Source organism: Pseudarthrobacter oxydans, from assembly GCF_034258515.1.
Taxonomy (GTDB): Bacteria; Actinomycetota; Actinomycetes; order Actinomycetales; family Micrococcaceae; genus Arthrobacter.
The window spans coordinates 3615932-3634997 of sequence record NZ_CP139438.1; the positions used below are offsets into that span (position 1 = coordinate 3615932).

13 protein-coding genes are annotated in these 19066 nt (G+C 65.9%); 4 read left to right on the forward strand and 9 right to left on the reverse strand.

Annotated features, from left to right (window positions below; genetic code table 11):
• Window positions 1-110: 110 nt before the first annotated feature.
• Window positions 111-779, reverse strand: a complete 669-nt coding sequence (locus tag SMD14_RS16540) for a DUF624 domain-containing protein (protein WP_321214353.1) — start codon at window positions 777-779, stop codon at window positions 111-113.
• A gap of 237 nt (window positions 780-1016) precedes the next feature.
• Here SMD14_RS16540 and SMD14_RS16545 point away from each other — a divergent pair, with 237 nt between their 5' ends.
• Both SMD14_RS16545 and SMD14_RS16550 read left to right on the forward strand, forming a co-directional pair.
• A complete protein-coding gene (locus SMD14_RS16545; protein WP_321214354.1) occupies window positions 1017-2255 on the forward strand; it encodes a Gfo/Idh/MocA family oxidoreductase in 1239 nt (412 codons plus the stop codon).
• Window positions 2255-5599: a family 78 glycoside hydrolase catalytic domain gene (locus SMD14_RS16550; protein ID WP_321214355.1), complete on the forward strand. Its 3345-nt coding sequence runs from the start codon at window positions 2255-2257 to the stop codon at window positions 5597-5599. The genes SMD14_RS16545 and SMD14_RS16550 overlap by 1 nt, the downstream gene beginning before the upstream one ends.
• Window positions 5600-5623: 24 nt before the next feature.
• Here SMD14_RS16550 and SMD14_RS16555 read toward each other — a convergent pair whose 3' ends face one another.
• The 5 genes from SMD14_RS16555 to SMD14_RS16575 are packed head-to-tail and all read right to left on the reverse strand — an operon-like array spanning window position 5624 to window position 10776.
• Window positions 5624-6877, reverse strand: a complete 1254-nt coding sequence (locus SMD14_RS16555) for an MFS transporter (RefSeq protein WP_321214356.1) — start codon at window positions 6875-6877, stop codon at window positions 5624-5626.
• Between the two features lie 44 nt (window positions 6878-6921).
• Window positions 6922-7548, reverse strand: a complete 627-nt coding sequence (locus tag SMD14_RS16560; protein WP_321214357.1) for a Poxvirus protein I5 — start codon at window positions 7546-7548, stop codon at window positions 6922-6924.
• A 22-nt stretch (window positions 7549-7570) separates the two neighbouring features.
• Window positions 7571-8488, reverse strand: coding sequence for a carbohydrate ABC transporter permease (locus SMD14_RS16565; RefSeq protein WP_321214358.1), 918 nt, complete (start codon window positions 8486-8488; stop codon window positions 7571-7573).
• Window positions 8485-9438 carry a sugar ABC transporter permease gene (locus SMD14_RS16570; protein WP_321214359.1) on the reverse strand — a complete coding sequence of 318 codons (954 nt, stop codon included), beginning with the start codon at window positions 9436-9438 and terminating at the stop codon, window positions 8485-8487. The genes SMD14_RS16565 and SMD14_RS16570 overlap by 4 nt, the downstream gene beginning before the upstream one ends.
• A gap of 48 nt (window positions 9439-9486) precedes the next feature.
• Window positions 9487-10776: an ABC transporter substrate-binding protein gene (locus tag SMD14_RS16575; protein WP_157241198.1), complete on the reverse strand. Its 1290-nt coding sequence runs from the start codon at window positions 10774-10776 to the stop codon at window positions 9487-9489.
• A 198-nt stretch (window positions 10777-10974) separates the two neighbouring features.
• Here SMD14_RS16575 and SMD14_RS16580 point away from each other — a divergent pair, with 198 nt between their 5' ends.
• Window positions 10975-12990, forward strand: a complete 2016-nt coding sequence (locus SMD14_RS16580; protein ID WP_321214360.1) for a beta-galactosidase — start codon at window positions 10975-10977, stop codon at window positions 12988-12990.
• 491 nt (window positions 12991-13481) lie between these two features.
• Window positions 13482-15023: an HNH endonuclease gene (locus SMD14_RS16585; RefSeq protein ID WP_321214361.1), complete on the forward strand. Its 1542-nt coding sequence runs from the start codon at window positions 13482-13484 to the stop codon at window positions 15021-15023.
• Between the two features lie 124 nt (window positions 15024-15147).
• Here the strand turns inward: SMD14_RS16585 and SMD14_RS16590 are convergent, their stop codons facing one another.
• The 3 genes from SMD14_RS16590 to SMD14_RS16600 all read right to left on the reverse strand — a co-directional run bounded on the left by SMD14_RS16590 (window position 15148) and on the right by SMD14_RS16600 (window position 18630).
• Window positions 15148-16515 carry an extracellular solute-binding protein gene (locus tag SMD14_RS16590; protein ID WP_321214362.1) on the reverse strand — a complete coding sequence of 456 codons (1368 nt, stop codon included), beginning with the start codon at window positions 16513-16515 and terminating at the stop codon, window positions 15148-15150.
• A gap of 239 nt (window positions 16516-16754) precedes the next feature.
• Window positions 16755-17696 carry a carbohydrate ABC transporter permease gene (locus SMD14_RS16595; protein WP_157241190.1) on the reverse strand — a complete coding sequence of 314 codons (942 nt, stop codon included), beginning with the start codon at window positions 17694-17696 and terminating at the stop codon, window positions 16755-16757.
• Entirely contained in the window at window positions 17686-18630 is a 945-nt protein-coding gene (locus tag SMD14_RS16600; RefSeq protein WP_321214363.1) for a sugar ABC transporter permease, read from the reverse strand. Before SMD14_RS16600 ends, SMD14_RS16595 begins: the two co-directional genes overlap by 11 nt.
• Window positions 18631-19066: the final 436 nt, after the last annotated feature.

Below are 19066 nucleotides of genomic sequence, written 5' to 3' on the forward strand. Positions count from 1 at the left end.
GTTGGTTGGCGAGCATGGCTAGAGGTTTTGATACGTTTCAGTAGTGCGGTGAGGCCGACGGCGGCAAGGGCCGGAGCACCGGCGCAGGACTTCCTGGCGGGTACGACGGGTCAGGCCACTGAGGCCACCGGGACGGCATCATCGGGGGCAGCCGCTTCCGCCGTGGCGACCGATTCGTCATTGGCGCTGAAGAACCTGTCGCACAGCCAGCCTGTAACGAACAGCCAGGCGCCGACGCTGAAGAACGGGATCAGGCCGGGGACCGTGCTGCTCGCATAGAACGCGGCAGCGGAGATGAACAGCAGGATGACGGTTCCAGCCAGATGCCGGAAGGCAAAACGGGACGACGTGAGCAGGTACCGGGCCAGGGGCAGCTCATACCGCGCATACATGGGAAAGAGGTAGCACGCTGCCCCGGCCAGGAAGATGGCCACCACGAAGATTCCTGCCGCAACGAGCTGCGAAATGACATCGCCGGAGCGCGAAAAGTAGTTCCAGTTCATGGCCAGGACTACCGCCACACCCATGACGGGCAGGGCGATGGCATTGGCTCTGCCGAAGTTGCTGAAGTAGTGGGAAGCAAAGCTCCGAGCCAGCGGAGCCTCACTCCCCCGCACCCGCTTTCGTATTGCGATATGGGCGGCCGCGGTGGCCGGACCGGCACCGAGGATGCCCGCGCCAGCCAGGGCAAAGAAGATCCACAGCAGGTTCAGGCAGGCGATCCAAAGGAGCGTGTCAAAGAACGAGTAGGCACGGGCGTTGAAGGATCCAGACGGCATGGCGCAGCTCCCTCCATTTCTCCATCGTTGCAGAGGCGAAGGCGGTAGTGGTCCGCGTCACGCCAGTAATCGGTTTCTCGAAAATCTAGACCCCCTGAGGCGGTCGGGTCAAGCCAATTTTTGAATCGTTACATAACTGGACTCCAACCCTTCCCGTCCCGCACACTGGTTGGTGGAAAGCGCTTGCTGAATCCTGCTCGCGCAACGGCCAGTGCCCGCCGGGCAGAACGGAGAACCATGGGAACGCCAGGAGGCACCCGTTCCACCGAAACGCCCGCCGAAGCGTCCGCCGGGGCCTGGGCGCCTGCCATGGGCGGCAGCAGGGCAGCCAGGGTGGCCCTCGTCGGCGTGCACGGCTTCGGCACCCACCACCTCCGCAACCTTGAACGGCTCCAGGCGGCAGGCGCCGTCGAACTCATTGCCGTGGCGGACCCGCAGCCGCCGGAAGCCGGTTCCCTCCCGCCGTCGGCCGCGGTCTATCCGGGGCTGGCCGAGCTGCTCGCCGCCACCCGGACGCTGGACCTGGTCATCGTGGCAACCCCCATCCAGACCCATGCCCCGCTGGCGCTGGCGGCCCTGCGGACAGACGCGGACCTCTACCTGGAGAAGCCTCCCGTTGCGTCATTGGCGGACTTCAACCGGCTCTGTGACGCAGCCGCGGCATCGGGCAGAAGCGTCCAGGTGGGGTTCCAGAGCCTCGGTTCGCATGCCCTTCAGGCCATCGAAGACCTGCTGGCGGACGGCACCATCGGCACGCTCCAGGGCATTTCGGCCACGGGCCGCTGGGTCCGCGACCGGGCGTACTACAAACGCTCACGGTGGGCCGGAAAGCGCAGCATCAACGGCGTGGACGTGGTGGACGGTGTGGCCACCAATCCCCTGGCGCATGCCGTGGCAACGGCGTTGAGGATCGCCGGGGCACGGACCACGGCTGATGTGGTGTCCGTGGAAACCGAGCTGTACCGTGCCAACGATATCGAGTCCGATGACACCTCGGTGATCCGTATCCGCACGGTGTCCGGCCTGCCCATCACCTGCGCCCTCACCATCTGCGCGACGGAATCGGTGGAGCCCTGCGTCACCCTCCAGGGATCAGCCGGAACTGCCGTGTTCCACTACACGGAGGACCGCCTGAGCGTCACCACGGAGGCCGGCACCTCCGAGGAAACCTATGGCCGCGACGACCTCACCGAGAACCTCCTGGCGCACCGGAACGGCGGAACCCCGCTGACCAGCCCGCTGCTGGACAGCGGCGCATTCATGCTGGTCCTGGAAGCGGTCCGGACCGCTCCGCCGCCCGCGCCCATCGGTGATGCGCACGTCCGGTGGGAGGGGGCAGGTGAAGCAGCCCGCGCCGTCGTCCTTGACATCGAGTCGGCACTGGACCGTGCCGGCCGCGGGCATGCCACGTTCAGCGAGCTGGGCCTGCCGTGGGCCACCCGTGCCCCTCACGCCTTCAGCCTGCCGGTTTCCTGATGCGCCGGCAGTGGGCAGGAAAGGCCCCGGCACGCAAAGCACCAGCCACCGCCACCGGCCAGCTGCACGCCGTCAACCTCCTGACCGACGGCCTCGCGGCCTGCCTGACGGCCACGCCGCGGCCCACCTTCAGCTGGCAACTTGCCCAGCAGGAGGGCGCAGACCCGGCGCGCGCACTGCAGACCGGCTTTGAAATCACGGTGGAAGACTCACAAGGGGTGAAGTTTTGGAGTTCGGGGCCGGTCCCCTCCGCCGCCCAGCGGGGCGTCCCCTATCGCGGGCCAGCGCTCGACGACGACACAGACTATGCCTGGCGCGTGCGGGTCCGCGACGCAGCAGGAATGCCCGGGGCCTGGTCCGCGGCGCAGCCTTTCAGCACCGGGCTTGCCGATCCTTCCTGGCAGGCGGACTGGATCAGGAGGGTGCCCGGCGGCCGCGCACCCCTGGAAATCCTGGACAACGCCCTGCGGGTGGCGGGCTCGCCGTTCCTGCCGGTTCCCTGCCCGCCTGTCCGCAGCTTCCGCCTTGAAGCCCGCGTCCGGCCGGCCATGGGATGGGCGGGACTGATCCTGCGGAGCAACGGACCCGGCACAGGCCTGCTGCTGGAACTCAACACGGCGGGCGAGGTGGTCCTGCGGCATGCACCGGAATGGGACATTCCCGCCCCGGGCGCCCCGGAGACCGCCGAGCTGGCCACGGCCCGGCTGCCGCGCCAGGACCTGGCGTCCGGCTCGTGGCAGGACCTGGCGTCCGGCTCGTGGCAGGACCTGGTGGTCACTGATGACGGGCTGGCCATCAGAGTCTCCCTGGACGGTGTGGAACTCTTGGCCGTGCATGAGCCGGCCGCTGCCGGGTCCGCCGGCAAACTCGCCCTGCACCAGGGTCCGCGGACCCAGGCCGAGTACGCGTCCCTTCGCATCACCAGCGCCAGCGCCCTGCTGCTGGACCACAAGTTCAACGCCGCCGGGGACCACGCCCGCGCCTGCCTTGCCCACTGGAGTTCCACTACGGCGCACCGCCAGCCGGATGAATGGACCTTGTTCCGGACCACCCTGACGTTGACCGGTACAGTGCGCCGCGCGCGGGTGTTCCTGGCCGCGAACCACCACGCGCAGCTCTCCCTGGCCGGTACCGCCTGCTTGAGCACAACATCCTTCGGCTATCCGGGCGAAGGCTACTACGACGCCGCAGACGTCACCGGGCTGCTCGCCGCCCAGCCTCCGGCCACAGCTGTTCCGCTGACGGCCCTGCTCCACTGGTACGGCCCGGGCCAAGGCCGCGCCGCCGGACTGCCCGGCCTGCTGGTCCACATCAGCGTGCAGTACACGGACGGCCGCCGGGAAGTGTTCGGCTCCGGAGCGGACTGGACCGCAGGCGAGGCGCCCTACCGGCAGTCCGGGTACCGCAACGACGAGGGCGACCCCGTGGAACACCTGGACGGGCATGCTGCCGCCGCGGCTCCCTCCGCCGCCGATGACCTGCCCGCCGCGATCAGTTACGGCGGCCACCCGGCACCGGAATTTCCCCGGCTGCACCCGCGCCGCACTTTCCTTGCCCAGGAATTCGCGGCGCCCAAGGCCTTTCTGGCGGCTGACGACGGCACGCTGGTGGCGGACTTCGGCCAGGTCCTTCCCGGGCGCCCCGAAGTGGACTTCCTGGACGGCGTTCCCGGCCGCACCCTTATGATCCGTACCGGCTACACCCTCCGGTCCGACGGACGGGTGGACACCGGAAGGACGGCAAGCCAGAACACGGACATGTCCTTCCCGTATACGCAGTCGGCGGGCCCGCAGCAGTTCCGGGCCACGGTGCACCTGGGCTTCCGCTACCTTGAGCTTCCCGGCTTGGACACCGCAGAGGTGAACCGGCTGGGCGCACTGGTGGTGCACGGCCGGCATCCGGGCGAGGGGAGCTTCAGCAGTTCGGATCCCGCCCTGAATGATGTGTTCAAGCTGCTGCGGGACTCAGCACTGTTCGGCGTCCAGGAGCAGTTCGTGGACACCCCTACGCGGGAGAAGGGCCAGTTCCTGGCGGACGCCGTAAACATCTCCTACGCCACGATGGCGCTCTTCGGGGAACATGCCTATACCGCCCAGGCGCTGCGGGAGTTCGGCTGGTCGGCGGCCCGGTACTGGACAGACGGCGAAGACCGGGGCCGCTACAACGCGGTATACCCCAATGGGGACGGCAAGCGCGACATCCCGGATTTCTCCCTCATGGTTCCCGAGTGGGCCGAGGAGTACCATCTGCGCACCGGGGACCTCGCCCTGGTCCGGGAACTGCTGCCGCACTGCCGCAACACCGCGGACTACGCGCTGCGGCACATTCCGGCAGATGGTCCGACGGCGGGACTGGTCACCCGGCTGGGCGGCGGTTCCGGCCCCTACCTGCACGGCATCGTGGACTGGCCCGAACCCGGACGGTTCGGCTACGACATGGAGTGCGCGGCCAAGACAACCGTCAACGCCCAGGCCTATTCTGCACTCGTCGCCACGTCCCGGCTCTGCAGCCTGGCGGGCGACCACGAGGCCGCCATCCGCTACGCCTCGTCTGCCCGGCACCTGGCCGGCGCAATCCGCGCCCGCCTGCGCGTGGACGGTGTGATGGTGGACGGCCTGCACGCCGACGGCACACCCAGCTCGCACGCCTCACAGCACGCCACATCCTTTCCGCTGTCCTTGGGCATCACCGAGCCGGAACTGGCGGCCTCTGACGCCCGGCGGATCGCCGCCTTGGGCATGATGCAGGGGCCCATGACCGTGCACCGCCTGGTTCGCGCACTCCTTTCCCAGGGGCTGACGGACGCCGTGCTGGACCTTCTGACGGACAAGGACCAGCCCGGCTGGGCACGTCTTTTGGACCGCGGTGCCACCTTCACCTGGGAGGCGTGGGACCTGGTGGAGGGAACGGACTACAGCCAGTCCCACGCCTGGTCGGCATCCGTGGCCAAGGAGATCCTTGAACACCTGCTGGGCGTCCGATACAGCTCACCGGGAGGCTGCGGGCTGGTGCTCGAGCCACCGCTGTGCCGGCTGGAACATGCCCGCGGCTCCGTGCCTGCGGCGAACGGATATGTGGAGGCCAACTGGAGCCGGGAAGACGGGCTGGTGCGGCTGGAATGCACCATTCCGGCCGGAACCACCGCAGTTGTCCGGCTGCCGGCCGGCAGGTACCGGGTCACGTCCCGGACTAAGGACGCTGCGGCGGATGCCGCCGTCGAACATTCCGCTCCGGCGAGTGCCGCGAAACCGGGCATGCATCCCGACGGCGGCACGGCCAGCGGTGCAGCCAAGGTGGAGTTCCGCGTCCTTGCCGGCACCTGGACGTTCTCGCCGTCCCGGTGATCCGCACCCGCGCCGTACGCGGGCTTAGGTTTTCCGGGAGTTCAGCCAGAGCAGGAATCCGATGACGGCGGCTGACAGCATGCCTCCGGCGCCGGTGGCCACCAAGCCGAGGCGCACGCCGAACTGCTCGGTCAACCAGCCGGCCAGGAGGCCGCCCAGGGCATGGCCGCCGAGCAGGAGCGGAAGGTAGAGGGCCATCACGCGGCCACGGATTTCCGGCCCGGCTTCAAGCTGGACCGCGGTGGCGGCGCTGGTCAGGAACAGGAGGGTCATGAGGCCCACCACCGCAAGCATCGCAGTGAAGAGGACGAGGTCGGGCATCAGGGCAGCCACCAACTGGGAGAGCCCGAACAGGCCGGCGGCGGCCACGATCCCCTTCCGGCCCAGGCTTCTCAGCCGGGCTGCCAGGAGCGCTCCGGCCAGGGCACCGAGGGCGCTGACGGTATTGAAGAGGCCGAACCCTTCAACGCCGTTGTGCCACACCCGCTCGGCGAACGCCGCCAAGACCACCGGCCCGTTCATGCCGAACACACCCAACAGCCCGGCCAGGGCAATGACCAGCAGCAACGGAGGCCGTTCCCGGACGTAGCGGAACCCGGCCAGGAGCTGGCCCTGCCCGCGAACCACCGGAACGCTTGTGTGCAGCTCGGCAGGACGGATGGCCGCGATCAGGCCGAGGACCAGCAAGCACAGCAACGAGTTCGCCGCGAACGCCGCGGCCGTTCCTGCCTGCGCAATGACAACTCCTGCCAGGGCCGGCCCCGCCATGGCGCCCAGCTGGCCGGTTGCATTGTTGAGGCCGATAGCGGGCCGGAGGGCGGCGTCGCCTACCACTTCGTTAACGAACACCTGGATGGCAGGCTGGTTGATGGCCGACGTCACGCCGAGCGCAGCGCAACTGGCGTAGACAGCCCAGACGGTGATGGTGCCGGTCGCCGCCCAGGCCGCCAGGCCCAGGGCCAGGACGGCAACGACGGCCTGGCAGGCCAGCATGATGCGCCGCTTGGAAAACATGTCCACCAGCAGGCCGCTCAGGGGCCCCACCACCAGCATGGGAAGGAACTGGAGGGCAACGGCCACGCCCACGGCGGCGGGACTGCCGGTCAGCTGCAGCACCAGCCAGTCCTGGGCGAGCCGCTGCATCCACACACCCACGCTCCCTGCAAACACCAGGGCCAGGAAGAGCCGGTAGTTCCGCTGCGTCAGCGGCTGGTACCACCGGGGCTGGTCCTGCGGGGAATGGACGGACTGTTCGGAACGCTGGCGGTCGGAAGACACGTCGGACTCAACTCAATAGTGGCGGGCAGGACCAGGAAAAATGGTCAGCGGGCGGAACGCAGTTTGACCGCCGCGGCGGCGAGGATGAGGGTGCCGGGAACCACCACGAAGAGTGCTGCGAGCATCCAGACGAAAACCACTGCCCCGAAGAGTGCGGCAGCCAGCAGGAGCGATCCGGTCCAGTCCCTGACGGACAGCGATTGGGCATTTTCGAGCGCCAAGCGCCAGGCACTCTTGCCATCCTTTGAAGAGACTGCGGCGTCAGGCCACCCGGCGGCGGTGCGCAGCAGCAGGATGGCCGCCCCGGCGGCAAGGATCAGGGTGGCCGGCAGGACCACTTCGCGGCCGGGCAGCTGCCCCACCCACGCGAGCAGCAGGTTGAGGACAATCACGACGGCGGCTGCCGCCGTCGTGATTCCCAGCTTCCAGCTGCCGGGCAGGGCAGCTTTGAACGTGCCCCAGAGGCCGCGGACGGAATCGTCGCGGCCGGAGAGGTGCCGTTCCAGATGGGCGATTCCCGCCGCGTACGCGGCGGGAATCGTCACCAGCGGGACGGAGAGCACCAGGACCAGCACCCCGGCCAGGAGGGTCTCGGAGAACAGTGCGAAGCGGTTCACCGGGACGGGTTCGTGATGGTTGGGGGCGGGTGTGGTGCCGTCCATGACGCTCATTTTCTGTCTCGGGTTCCCGGCACTAGCCTTTGAGGCCCTGGGTGGAGACGCCTTCGACGATGTAGCGCTGGAACACCAGGAAGAAGATCAGCACGGGCAGGAGGGCCAGGACGGACATGGCGATCATGGCGCCGTAGTCCGAGGACTGGGTCTGGTCCACGAAGAGGCGCAGCGCCAAGGGCAGCGGGTACTTGTCCGGGGTGTTCAGGTAGAGCAGCGGGCCCAGGAAGTCGTTCCAGCTCCAGATGAAGGAGAAGATCGAGGTGGAGATCAGGGCCGGCTTCATCAGCGGGAGCATGATGGACGTGAAGATCCGGACGTGGCCGGCGCCGTCGATCCTTGCCGCCTCGTCCAGCTCACCGGGGAGGTTGCGCATGAACTGGACCATGAGGAACACGAAGAACGCGTCGGCGGCGAGGAACTTGCCGATCAGCAGCGGCACGTACGTGTCCACCAGGCCCAGCTGCTGGAACACGATGTACTGCGGGATGATCACCACGTGGAAAGGCAGGAGCAGGGTGGCGATCATCATGCCGAAGAACACGCTGCGGCCGGGAAACTTGATCCGGGCGAACGCGTAGGCGGAGACCGACGCGGAGAGGACGGTTCCCGCCACGGCACCGACGGCCAGGATCAGGGAGTTGGTGAAGAACTGCAGGGTGGAGACCCCGCCGATCCCGTCCATGGCTGTGACGAAGTTGTCGAAGCTGAAGTTGTTGGACCACAGCGACGTGTTCGCGCCGCCGATCTCGGCATTGGGCTTGAACGAGGAGGCGATCATCCACAGGCCCGGGTACAGGACCACGGCCGTGAGTGCCAGCGCCACGACGTGGAAAATGGTGCTCTTGGCGCGCTTGGCACCTGCTGATTCGGATTTCGGGTTGTAGTGCGGCACCTGTGCGTCGCGGGCGGACTGGGTGGGGGTTGCCATGGTTGTCATTTTGCATCACCGCTGTAATGGACCCAGGACTTGGACGTGCGGAAGATGATCAGGGTCAGGATGCCCACCACGATCAGGAGCAGCCAGGCCATGGCCGAGGCGTAGCCCATCCGGAAATCGCTGAAGCCCCGCAGGTAGAGGTAGAGAGTGTAGAAGAGGGTGGAGCCGGCCGGGCCGCCTTCACCGTTGGAGATGATGTAGGCCGAGTTGAAGATCTGGAACGCGTGGATGGTTTCCATCAGCAGGTTGAAGAAGATCACCGGCGACAGCATGGGCCAGGTGATGTTGAGGAACTTCCGCACCGGCCCGGCCCCATCCATGGACGCGGCCTCGTAAAGGTCGTTGGGGATCTGCTTCAGGCCGGCCAGGAAGATCACCATCGGGGCGCCGAACTGCCACACGGTCAGCAGGATGAACATCGGCATGGTCATGGCCGGGTTGCCCACCCACCCGCCCAGGTTGATCCCGAAGAGGGACAGGCCCTGGTCCACTGGGCCCGAATCGCCGAACATGGCCTTCCAGACAATCGCGATGGACACCGAGGCGCCGATCAGGGACGGGGCATAGAACGCGGACCTGTAGAACCCCTGGCCGCGGCGCTTGCTGTTCAGGAGCATCGCCACTGCCAGTGCGGCGGCGAGCTTGAGCGGGGTACCGAACACAACGTAGCTGACGGTCACGCCCACCGACTGCAGGAACCGCTCGTCCTGGAAGAGGGTGGTGTAGTTGTCGAAACCGATCCATTTGGGCGGATCAAACAGGTTGTAGTTGGTGAAGGACAGATACAGCGAGGAAATCATCGGCCCGATGGTGAGGGCGATGAATCCCAGCAGCCAGGGCAGCAGGAAGGTATAGCCGGCGCGGGCGTCCACCCCCCGCTGCCGCGACTTGCGCGGCAGCGGGGAGGCGGACGACGTCGAACGCCTGCTCAGGGTTGGGCTTTGGGTCACGGGTTCATTCCGTCAGTTGTGGACGTCTTGGTCAGTCAGTCTGCCTGGTCAGGCGTTCTGCTTGATGAGGTCTTCGGCTTCCTTGAACCAGGAATCGGCTGCACCGTCGATGGTCAACTTGCCGTAGTTCAGGTCCGAGCTGACCCGCTTGAAGGATGTCTCGAGGGTGCCGAAACCGACGATGGGCGGCTCGGGAGCGTCCTTGAGGTACTGCTCGATCGACTTTTCGTAGTCGACGACGAGCTTGTCAGTACCTTCGAAGGTGGTGCCGTCCCGCTGGGTCTTCGACGCCGGAACGCCGCGGGAGGTCTTGAAGATGTTGCCCACTTCGGGGTCGTTGACCATGAAGTCGATGAAGCGGGCAGCAGCATCCTTGTACTTGGTCTTGGCGCTGGCCACCATCAGCATGGACGGCTTGAGGAACAGGCCCAGGTTGTCCGGGTCATCCGAGGGCACCGGCACCAGCTTGAGCTCCTTGGCACCGCTGTCCCCGAGGTAGGCGGCCATGAAGTTGTCCCAGGTGACTTCGCTGGCGGTGACATTCGAGCCAAAGGGGGACTTGGGGGCGAGCTGGGTGACGCGCTCTTCGGAGACGAGGGCAGGGGTGCCGCGAAGGGCGGCGGTCTGGTTCCACCACTTCTTCAGGTCATCCTTGGTGAAGCCGAGCTTGCCGTCCTCAGTGAACGCTTGGATGTTGTTCTGGCGCAGCCAGATGTTGAACATCCACCAGACGCCGGTGTAGTCGGTGGAGCCGAAAAGCGCGCCGTTGCCCTTGGTGCCTACTTCGGCGAGGAAGGCGTTGTACTCCTTGTAGGTCCACGTGCCGTCCGGCTCGGCAATGCCCAGGGAGGCCAGCTTGGCGGGATCGTAGTAGACGGCGAAGGCGTTGGTGCTGGTGGGGATGCCGTAGGTCTTGCCCCGGATCTGGCCGGACGGCAGGAGGGACTTGTCAAAGGCATCCGTGTTGATCTTGACGGTACCCAGGTCCAGGAGCTGGTTGCGCTGGCCGTAATCCCGCAAGTAGGAGAGGTCCCACTGCATAACGTCGGGCAGGCCGCCGCCGGCAGCTTCGGTGGCACGCTTCTGCCAGTACCCGGCGAAGTCGGTGAAGTTGCCGTTGACCTTGATATCCGGGTTCTTCGACTCGAACAGGGCAATGGCCTTGCGGGTGCGCTCCGCACGGTCATCGTTGCCCCACCAGGTGTAATTGATGGTGACGGGCTTCTCGGCGGTGCCGGCCCCTCCGGAAGAGCTGGAGCCCGTTCCGCACGCCGCGAGGGCCGCAGCAGATGCGGTGCCGACGGCCACGGTGGTGAGGAAATGCCTTCTGTTGATCATGGGAGCCTCCTTGCTCGATCTGTGCAATGCTGTCGCCCACCTGCAACGGGAGTAGTGAGCTGGCTTACACGGCTTCTGAATCGATACAATATCGGCATTCCCGGCTGCGGGCAAGCGTTTTCCATGAATATGGGCAAGCGTTTTCCAAGAACACGTTTTCTCCCAGTGCCACAGCCCTCCATTAGATGAAGGAGTCCCATGGATTCGCAGGATATCCCCCAGCCGGCCAGCGTCTGGAACAACAGCGGAGGCATCGCCTACGGCGGGGACTACAACCCAGAGCAGTGGCCCGTCAGCGTCCGCCTGGAGGACCTGGAGCTGATGAGGGAAGCGGGCGTGAACTTCCTGAGCGTGGGAATTTTCTCCTGGGCACTGCTGGAACCCGCCGAAGGGAAGTACGACTTTGGCTGGCTCGATGAGGTGCTGGACAACCTCCACGGCATCGGCGTCAAGGTCGCCCTGGCCACCGCCACCGCAGCTCCCCCGGCATGGCTGGTACGGAAGCATCCGGAAATCCTCCCGGTCACGGCTGACGGAACCGTGCTGGGCCCGGGGTCACGGCGGCACTACACTCCGTCGTCGGCCGTTTACCGCCGCTACGCCAGCGGCATCACCCGGATGCTCGCGGAGCGCTACAAGGACCACCCCGCCCTGGCGCTGTGGCACGTGGACAACGAACTGGGCTGCCACGTTTCGGAGTTCTACGGCGAGGAAGACGCCGCCGCGTTCCGCCTGTGGCTCGAGCGGCGGTACGGCAGCATCGCGGCCTTGAATGCCGCCTGGGGCACGGCGTTCTGGTCCCAGCATTACGGCTCATTCGAGGAGATCCTGCCGCCCGCAGCCGCGCCTTCCACGCTGAATCCGGGGCAGCAGTTGGACTTCCAGCGCTTCAGCTCCTGGGTACTCATGGACTACTACCGCGAACTCGTGGCGGTCCTGCGGGAAGTCACACCGGGCGTGCCGTGCACCACCAACCTCATGGCTTCCAGCGCCACCAGGTCCATGGACTACTTTGACTGGGCCAAGGACCTGGACGTCATCGCCAACGACCACTACCTCGTGGCCGCCGATCCGGAGCGGCACATCGAACTCGCGTTCAGCGCGGACCTCACCCGCGGCATCGCGGAAGGGGACCCGTGGATCCTGATGGAACATTCGACGTCGGCCGTCAACTGGCAGCCGCGAAACCGGCCCAAGATGCCCGGGGAAATGCTGCGCAACTCGCTGGCGCACGTGTCCCGCGGTGCCGACGCCGTGATGTTTTTCCAGTGGCGGCAGAGCTTCGCCGGCTCGGAGAAGTTCCACTCGGCCATGGTGCCGCACGGCGGCCGGGACACCCGGGTGTGGCGCGAGGTGGTGGAACTGGGGGCGGACCTGAAGCGGTTGGCTCCGGTGCGCGGTTCGCGAGTGGAATCCCGGGTTGCGATCGTGTTCGACTACGAGGCCTGGTGGGCCAGTGAGATCGACTCCAAACCGAGCATTGATGTGCGGTACCTGGACCTGCAGCGGGCCTTCCACCGCTCGCTGTTCCTTCGGGGCGTGTCCGTGGATTTCGTGCACCCTTCCGCTTCCCTTGATGGATACGACCTCGTGCTGGTGTGCACCCTGTACACCGTCACTGACGAGGCCGCGGCCAACATTTCCGCCGCGGCCTCCGCCGGCGCCACTGTACTGGTGAGCTACTTCAGCGGGATCGCGGACGGGAAGGACCACGTCCGGCTGGGCGGCTATCCAGGGGCCTTCCGGGAGCTGCTGGGCGTTCGGGTTGAGGAGTTCCATCCATTGCTGGCCGGGTCGCAGCTGAAGCTGAGCGACGGGACCGTTTCTTCCATCTGGAGCGAGCACGTCCACCTGGCCGGCGCGGAAGCCATGCAGGCGTTTACCGAGTATCCGCTGGAAGGCGTACCGTCCCTCACGCGACGGGCCGTGGGTTCGGGAGCGGCCTGGTACCTGGCCACGTTCCCCGATCCCGACGGCATTGATTCCGTGGTGGACCGGCTGTTGGAAGAGTCCGGTGTGGCCCCCGCTGCTGCGGCCGACCCTGGTGTGGAACTGGTGCGGCGGCGCTCTGCCGGCGGGCAGGGCTTCCTTTTCGCGATCAACCACACGCGTTCGGATGCCGCCGTGGAGGCATCCGGCCAGGATTTGCTGACCGGCGAACCGTTTCCGGGGCTGGTCCCGGCGGGCGGCGTGGCGGTAGTTGCGGAGGGCTAGTCACCCGCGCCTAAGAACGTGCGACGGCGGCGCCTCCTTTGGCGTCGCCGTTCCGCTTTGCTACAGGGCGGCCTGGAGGCGGGGCGGCTTGGGGCGGAGCGGCACAGGGCGGAGCGGCTTTTCCCGTTTTCCACATAGGGCTTTTGGTGGCTGTCGTTGTCACACCCTGGTGGAAGACTTTGGCTATGGAAGCGGTATTGGGGACGGTTGCAGTGCTGGGGGCGGAGCCTCGGGTGCCCCTTGCTGCCAGCGTGCCGCAGCCCTCGCCTGTGGTTATCGAAGGGGATAAGCCGGACTCATCCCCTGCCATTCCGACCTTTGCCGATAAACCCCACGCATCGCGTGCCATTCCCACCGCTGCCGGTACACCCCACCCAACGCCTGTTGTTCCGGCTTCCGGAGGCGCGCCTGCGTCCCTGCCTGCCGCGCCGACCCTCGCTGATGCATTGGCCGTTCTGGCTGGTATTCCTGTGGCCCGCGATAGTGCGGGGATGGTTGAGCAGATGCGGCAGTGGGAGGACCTGAAATGCCTGGCCGGCGCGCAGCAGGCCCGGCTTGCTGTGGCCTTCGATCTATTGCAGCGGCAGGAGCAGGCTGACGCCGGCGTGCCCGTGGATGAGCAGGGCGCCGGTGTCGCGGCGCAGATCGCACTGGCACGGCGGGAATCCCCGGCCAGGGGGTCCCGGTTGCTGGGCCTGGCCAAAGCCCTTACGGGCATGCCCCGCACCTTCGCCGCCTTTCGGAGCGGCCAGCTGAACGAGTGGCGCGCCACCCTGATCGTGAAGGAAACCATCTGCCTCACGGTGGAGGACCGTGCCGGCGTGGATGAGGAACTCGCTGCCGACACCGGCACGCTCGACGGCGCCGGCGACCGCGCCATCGTCGCCGCAGTCCGCGCCGCGGCGTACCGCCGGGACCCCCGCTCCATCGCAAAGCGGGCCGCACGAGCGGTTACCGAACGGACCGTGAGCCTTCGCCCGGCCCCTGACACCATGACCTACCTGACCGCGATGCTCCCCGTTGCCCAAGGCGTCGCCGCCTACGCCGCCCTGGCCAGGGACGCCGATGCCGCCCGCTCTGCAGGAGACGAACGGTCCCGGGGGCAAGTTATGGCCGACACCCTCGTCGACAGGGTTACCGGCACCCCGGCCGGCATCAGCGGGGTGGAGATTCAGCTCGTTATGACCGACCGCGCCCTGCTCCAGGCCGATTCAGAGACCGCCCGGCTTCCCGGGTACGGCACCATTCCCGCAGACTCGGCCAGAAACATCGCCCTTGCCAGTACATCGGCCGCGGGAATGCCGGCCACAGACCCAAGCACCGGCAGCGCCGGTTCTCCTGCCGCTGACGGCACCGCCGGCGACGGTGCCGGAGGCGAGGGCGCCGCGGGCGATCACGCCGCTGCTGTTCGCCGCGAGCTTGATGTGTGGGTCCGGCGGCTTTACACCGCCCCCGGCAGCGGGGACCTGCTGGCCATGGATGCCAAAGCCCGGCTTTTCCCGGCGGGGCTGAAGCGCTTCCTTCAAGTCCGGGACGAAACCTGCCGCACCCCGTACTGCGACGCCCCCATCAGGCACCACGATCACATCGCTTCCTGGCATAGCGGCGGAGCCACCAGCGCCGGCAACGGCCAAGGCCTCTGCGAAGCCTGCAACCACACCAAGGAAACCGGCGGCTGGGCGGCAGAACGCGTGCCCGGCCCGCGGCATACAGTGGCAACCACCACCCCAACCGGCCACACCTACTGTTCCACCGCACCACCCCTCCCCGGAACATTCCCGGTACCTCAGGAAGACGGTAGGGGGCCACACCAGGTGGACCAGGGAGCGGAGCCCCCCACTCGTGCACATCCGGCCCGCCCCGCCCGGGCCCCGGCAGTCGCACAGTCGCCACCCCACGATGCCGTCCAACTCCCGGGAAGGGTAATGCCGCCGCGCGTCTATAGGCGGGGAGAACGCGTCCATGCGCAAGGAGCAGGTGTCGGACGGCCACGGTCCAGGGAAAGCGCCCTTCCCTGGCCGCCACAAGATTAGGCAGCTCCGCCCCGGCTGGAACCTGATGGTTCCAGCCGGGGCGAAGCTGCCGCCCGCCGTCGGACGTGGTGGGCGGAGGAGGCGCCCACCCACGTTGTCCCAAGCCGTGTTGGCGGCGTGAAGACTAGCTGCTGATTGCGGATTTCATTTCGGCGTGGGCCTTCTTGCCGGCTTCCTCCGTGGACAGCCTCTCAAAGAGAACCTCGGAAGTGTAGCGCTTGATGATTTCCTGGATGGCCCCGGCACCCTTCGGCGGCGGCGCGGGGGCTTCGCCCAGTTCGTCCTTGATCTGGTCGATGAACTTGACCACCTTCACGTCTGCCGGGGTCAGCTTGGACTCGATGGCCGCACGGACCTCGGAGTTCGGGTAGACGCCGCGGTCAGCCAGCAGGGTCTCGCCGGCCTTGACGTCGTTGGCCAGGAAGTTGATGAACTTGGCGGTCTCCTCAGGGTGCTTGGTGCGTGAGGACGCGGACCAGAACTGGGAAGCCTTGTACCAAAGCTTCGCATCGGCGGATGACCCGGTCTTGCTGGGGAACCGCAGGATCTTCAAGTCGCTGCCGGATGCCTTCTCCAAGGCAGGAGCCTGGTTGGACCACCAGAATGCCAGGCCGTTCTTGCCGGTGGCGAGTCCGGACTGGTCAAGCGGGGCGGCCTCAGCTTCCACAACCTCGGATGCGGTCGGAACGGCCTTGTTCTCGCTGAGCTGCTTCAGGAACGCCCACCATTCGGCGATGTCGCCCGGCTCGAAGCCCAGCTTGCCATCGGAGGTGTAGAGGGACTTGCCGTTCTGGCGTAGCCAGACTCCGAGTGACGCCTCGTCGGTCCCGTAGGCGGCAGCGCCGTAGGTGCCCTTCGGGGACTTGGCAGTGACCTCGGAGGCGATCCGCCCAAAGTCCTCCCAGGTCCACTTGGAGTCGTCAGGCAGCGGAACACCGGCAGCCTCAAAAACCTTCGGGTTCGCCAGGATGGTGGCGGCGTTGATGCCGGCCGCGATGCCAGTCAGGTCGTCTTCGCCCTTGCCCGCGTTCAGTGCCGCTTCGTCGAGCTTGGAGGTGTCGATGTCGTACTTGGACAGGTCAAGAAGGGCTCCGCGGCTGGAGTACTCGGTGATGTACTTTTCGTCCATCTGGATAATGTCCGGGGCATCGTTCGCCGCCACCTGGGTGGCAAGCTTGTCCCAATAACCGCTCCAGTCACCGAATTCCGGCTTGATCTTGATGTTGGGGTTTTCGGCCTCAAACTTTTTGATGGCTTCCTGGGTCAGCTGGGCCCGCTTGTCGCCGCCCCACCAGGAGAAACGGAGTTCGACGGGGCCGTCAGCGTTTTGTTGACCGGATCCCCCGCCACAGGCACTGAGGCTCAGAGCCATGACGACGGCGGCAGCAGCTGCTGCAACACCAGTCTTACGTCGGCGGCGTCGTCCGCCCGTGGAGGATGTTGCTGCCGGCTGCTTGGCTGCAGCAGGGGCAGAGCGGGAAAAAAGCGGCATTGGTGCTCCGATCTTCTTTGATCTTGGTGCTGGGGCTGGAGTTCGGGGATGAATCTCAAACGAGGTGGCACCGAAACGGGAAACCGTTTTCTTGGTCTAAGAATACAAGTAGCAAACTTGTATTACAAGATGTTTCAGAATGTTATGGACCTCGGAAGCGGCCCGTCGGCGGACGGGCCGCTTCCTGCAGCGCAGTTAGTACCGCGGCCGGCGAGGGAGGCGTGTAAAAGCCGGGACTGCTATTTGATGCCTGTGGTGGCAATGCCCTTGATGAGGAACCGCTGGCCGAAGAGGAACACGAGGAAGACCGGCAGGAGCGACACGATGGACATCGCGAACAGCGATCCCCAGCTCGTAGCCGACTGCGAATCCACGAAGGCGCGCAGTGCGACAGGAACCGTGAACATGTCGGGGTCCGTCAGGTAGATCAGGGCGCCGAAAAAGTCGTTCCACGTCCAGATGAACGTGAAGATTGTGGTGGTGGCCAGGGCCGGGACCATCAGCGGCAGGATGACCCGCAGGAAGATGCGGGGGTGGCCTGCGCCGTCGATCCTTGCGGCCTCATCCAGCTCCCGGGGAATGCCGCGGATGAACTGGACCATAAGGAAGACAAAGAACGCTTCGGTGGCCAGCAGCTTGGGCACGATCAGCGGCCAGAACGTATTCACCCAGCCGATCTGCGAGAAAAGGATGTACTGGGGAACGATCACCACATGGAACGGCAGCATGATGGTCAGCAGCATGATGCCGAACAGCAGCTTCTTCGCGGTGAACTGAAGACGGGCGAAGGCGTACGCGGCCATGGAGCAGGAGACCAGGTTGCCAAGGATCGAGCCGATCACCACGATCGCGGAGTTGATCATGTAGTGGCCGAAGGGATGCGTCAGGGCCGACCAGCCTGAGGTGTAGTTGCTCATTTCCAGGCTGTTGAGCCAGAGTCCGGGTTCGCGGAAGATCAGCTCGTTGGGACGAAGTGATGAAACCACCATCCACAGCAGGGGGTAGATCATCAACCCGCCGGCAAGGATCAGGACGGCGTGCTTCATCAGGGCCTTGCCGCGCTGGGCCTTGCTGAAGGCCAGTGTTCCGCGGGACTCGCGGGGCTTGCGATGGTTCGTAGGCTTGCCGGCACCTCCGGACTTCTTGTCCGAGGCGGGCAGCGTCTCCAGCTTAGTCGTCATAGAAAACCCAATACTTAGAAGCGATGAAGTTGATGGCGGTGAACACACCGATGATCACCAGCAGGATCCACGCCATGGCGGAGGCGTAGCCCATGTCGAACTGGCCGAAGCCCTTTTGGTAGAGGTACAGGGTGAAGAACATCGTGGAGTCCGAAGGGCCGCCGTTGCCGCCCGAGACGATGAACGCCTGGGTGAACGACTGGAAGGACCCGATGATCTGCAGCACGAGGTTGAAGAAGATGATCGGGCTCAGCATGGGGAGGGTAATCCGCCAGAACTGCTGGAGGGTGGTGGCACCGTCAACCCTGGCTGCCTCGTAGTACATGTTCGGGATCTGGCGCAGGCCGGCCAGGAAGATGATCATGGGGGCGCCAAAGGTCCAGACGTGCAGCAGGATAATCGAGCCCAGTGCCGTGCTCGGGTCAGAAATCCAGCCGGGCCCCTGGATGCCGAACATGGCGAGGACCTGGTTCACCAGGCCGGTGGTGCCGAAAATCTGCTTCCAGAGGATAGCGACGGCAACCGAGCCGCCCAGCAGGGACGGCAGGTAGAACACCGAGCGGTAGAACGGCAGGCCTCGCAGGCCTTTGTCCAGGACGAGGGCAATCAGCAGCGCCACCGCAAGCTGGAGGGGGACCCCGATGAACACGTACGTGAAGGTCACGCCAAGCGAGTTGTGCAGCCGGGCGTCCGTGAGCATGCGGGTGAAGTTGTCCAGGCCCACCCATTCCGGAGGCTGGAGGAGGTTGTAGTCGGTGAAGGACAGGTACAGGGACATCAGCATGGGGCCGATGGTGATCGCCACCAGGCCCACCAGCCATGGCAGCAGGAAGATATAGGCGGCCTTGTTGTCCCTGCCGTTGGCCTTCTTTTCCGCGGCGGTGAGTTTGCCCTTTCGCCGGGTAATGGAGCTGAGTTCGCTGATGGCGCTCACTGGTGGCGCCCCATTCGTCTTGATGGCACCGCCGCTGCCGGCATTCCTGCCGGGCGCGGTACCTGCGGTATGTGCTTAGCGGCCATGTGGTCTCCTTTGGTCATCGTGGCCTCCACGTTGGTGTTTCCGCCCTGGGCGGAGGTGTGCTCCCGCTGCGGGGCGGCATCCCCGCCAAGTTATTGGCAGTGGGAGGCCCCGCGCCGCCGGGAGGTGGGGGTTTGAAAAAGCGGCTCCGTACCAAAGTAAACGGTTTCTTGACTCGTGTATAGCCCTTTGCTAGATTTTGAGAAAACGCTTTCCGCGTGGTCTGTCACTATGAATAGAATCGAAGGGCCCAGGGGACGCAACAGTGCGATTTCGTCTCACGGAATCTCTCTTGGCGCGGATGTGCTGTTCGGGAAGATCTCGCCGCAGGGCGGCGCGAAAGGGGCTTCAA

What these genes read in the sequence shown, in the direction of transcription:
- SMD14_RS16565 (WP_321214358.1), bottom strand. Translation starts at nt 8,488, where the DNA reads ATGACAACCATGGCAACCCCCACCCAGTCCGCCCGCGACGCACAGGTG.
- SMD14_RS16590 (WP_321214362.1), bottom strand. Translation starts at nt 16,515, where the DNA reads ATGCCGCTTTTTTCCCGCTCTGCCCCTGCTGCAGCCAAGCAGCCGGCA.
- SMD14_RS16595 (WP_157241190.1), bottom strand. Translation starts at nt 17,696, where the DNA reads ATGACGACTAAGCTGGAGACGCTGCCCGCCTCGGACAAGAAGTCCGGA.
- SMD14_RS16585 (WP_321214361.1), top strand. Translation starts at nt 13,482, where the DNA reads ATGGTTGAGCAGATGCGGCAGTGGGAGGACCTGAAATGCCTGGCCGGC.
- SMD14_RS16550 (WP_321214355.1), top strand. Translation starts at nt 2,255, where the DNA reads ATGCGCCGGCAGTGGGCAGGAAAGGCCCCGGCACGCAAAGCACCAGCC.
- SMD14_RS16575 (WP_157241198.1), bottom strand. Translation starts at nt 10,776, where the DNA reads ATGATCAACAGAAGGCATTTCCTCACCACCGTGGCCGTCGGCACCGCA.
- SMD14_RS16560 (WP_321214357.1), bottom strand. Translation starts at nt 7,548, where the DNA reads ATGAGCGTCATGGACGGCACCACACCCGCCCCCAACCATCACGAACCC.
- SMD14_RS16540 (WP_321214353.1), bottom strand. Translation starts at nt 779, where the DNA reads ATGCCGTCTGGATCCTTCAACGCCCGTGCCTACTCGTTCTTTGACACG.
- SMD14_RS16545 (WP_321214354.1), top strand. Translation starts at nt 1,017, where the DNA reads ATGGGAACGCCAGGAGGCACCCGTTCCACCGAAACGCCCGCCGAAGCG.
- SMD14_RS16580 (WP_321214360.1), top strand. Translation starts at nt 10,975, where the DNA reads ATGGATTCGCAGGATATCCCCCAGCCGGCCAGCGTCTGGAACAACAGC.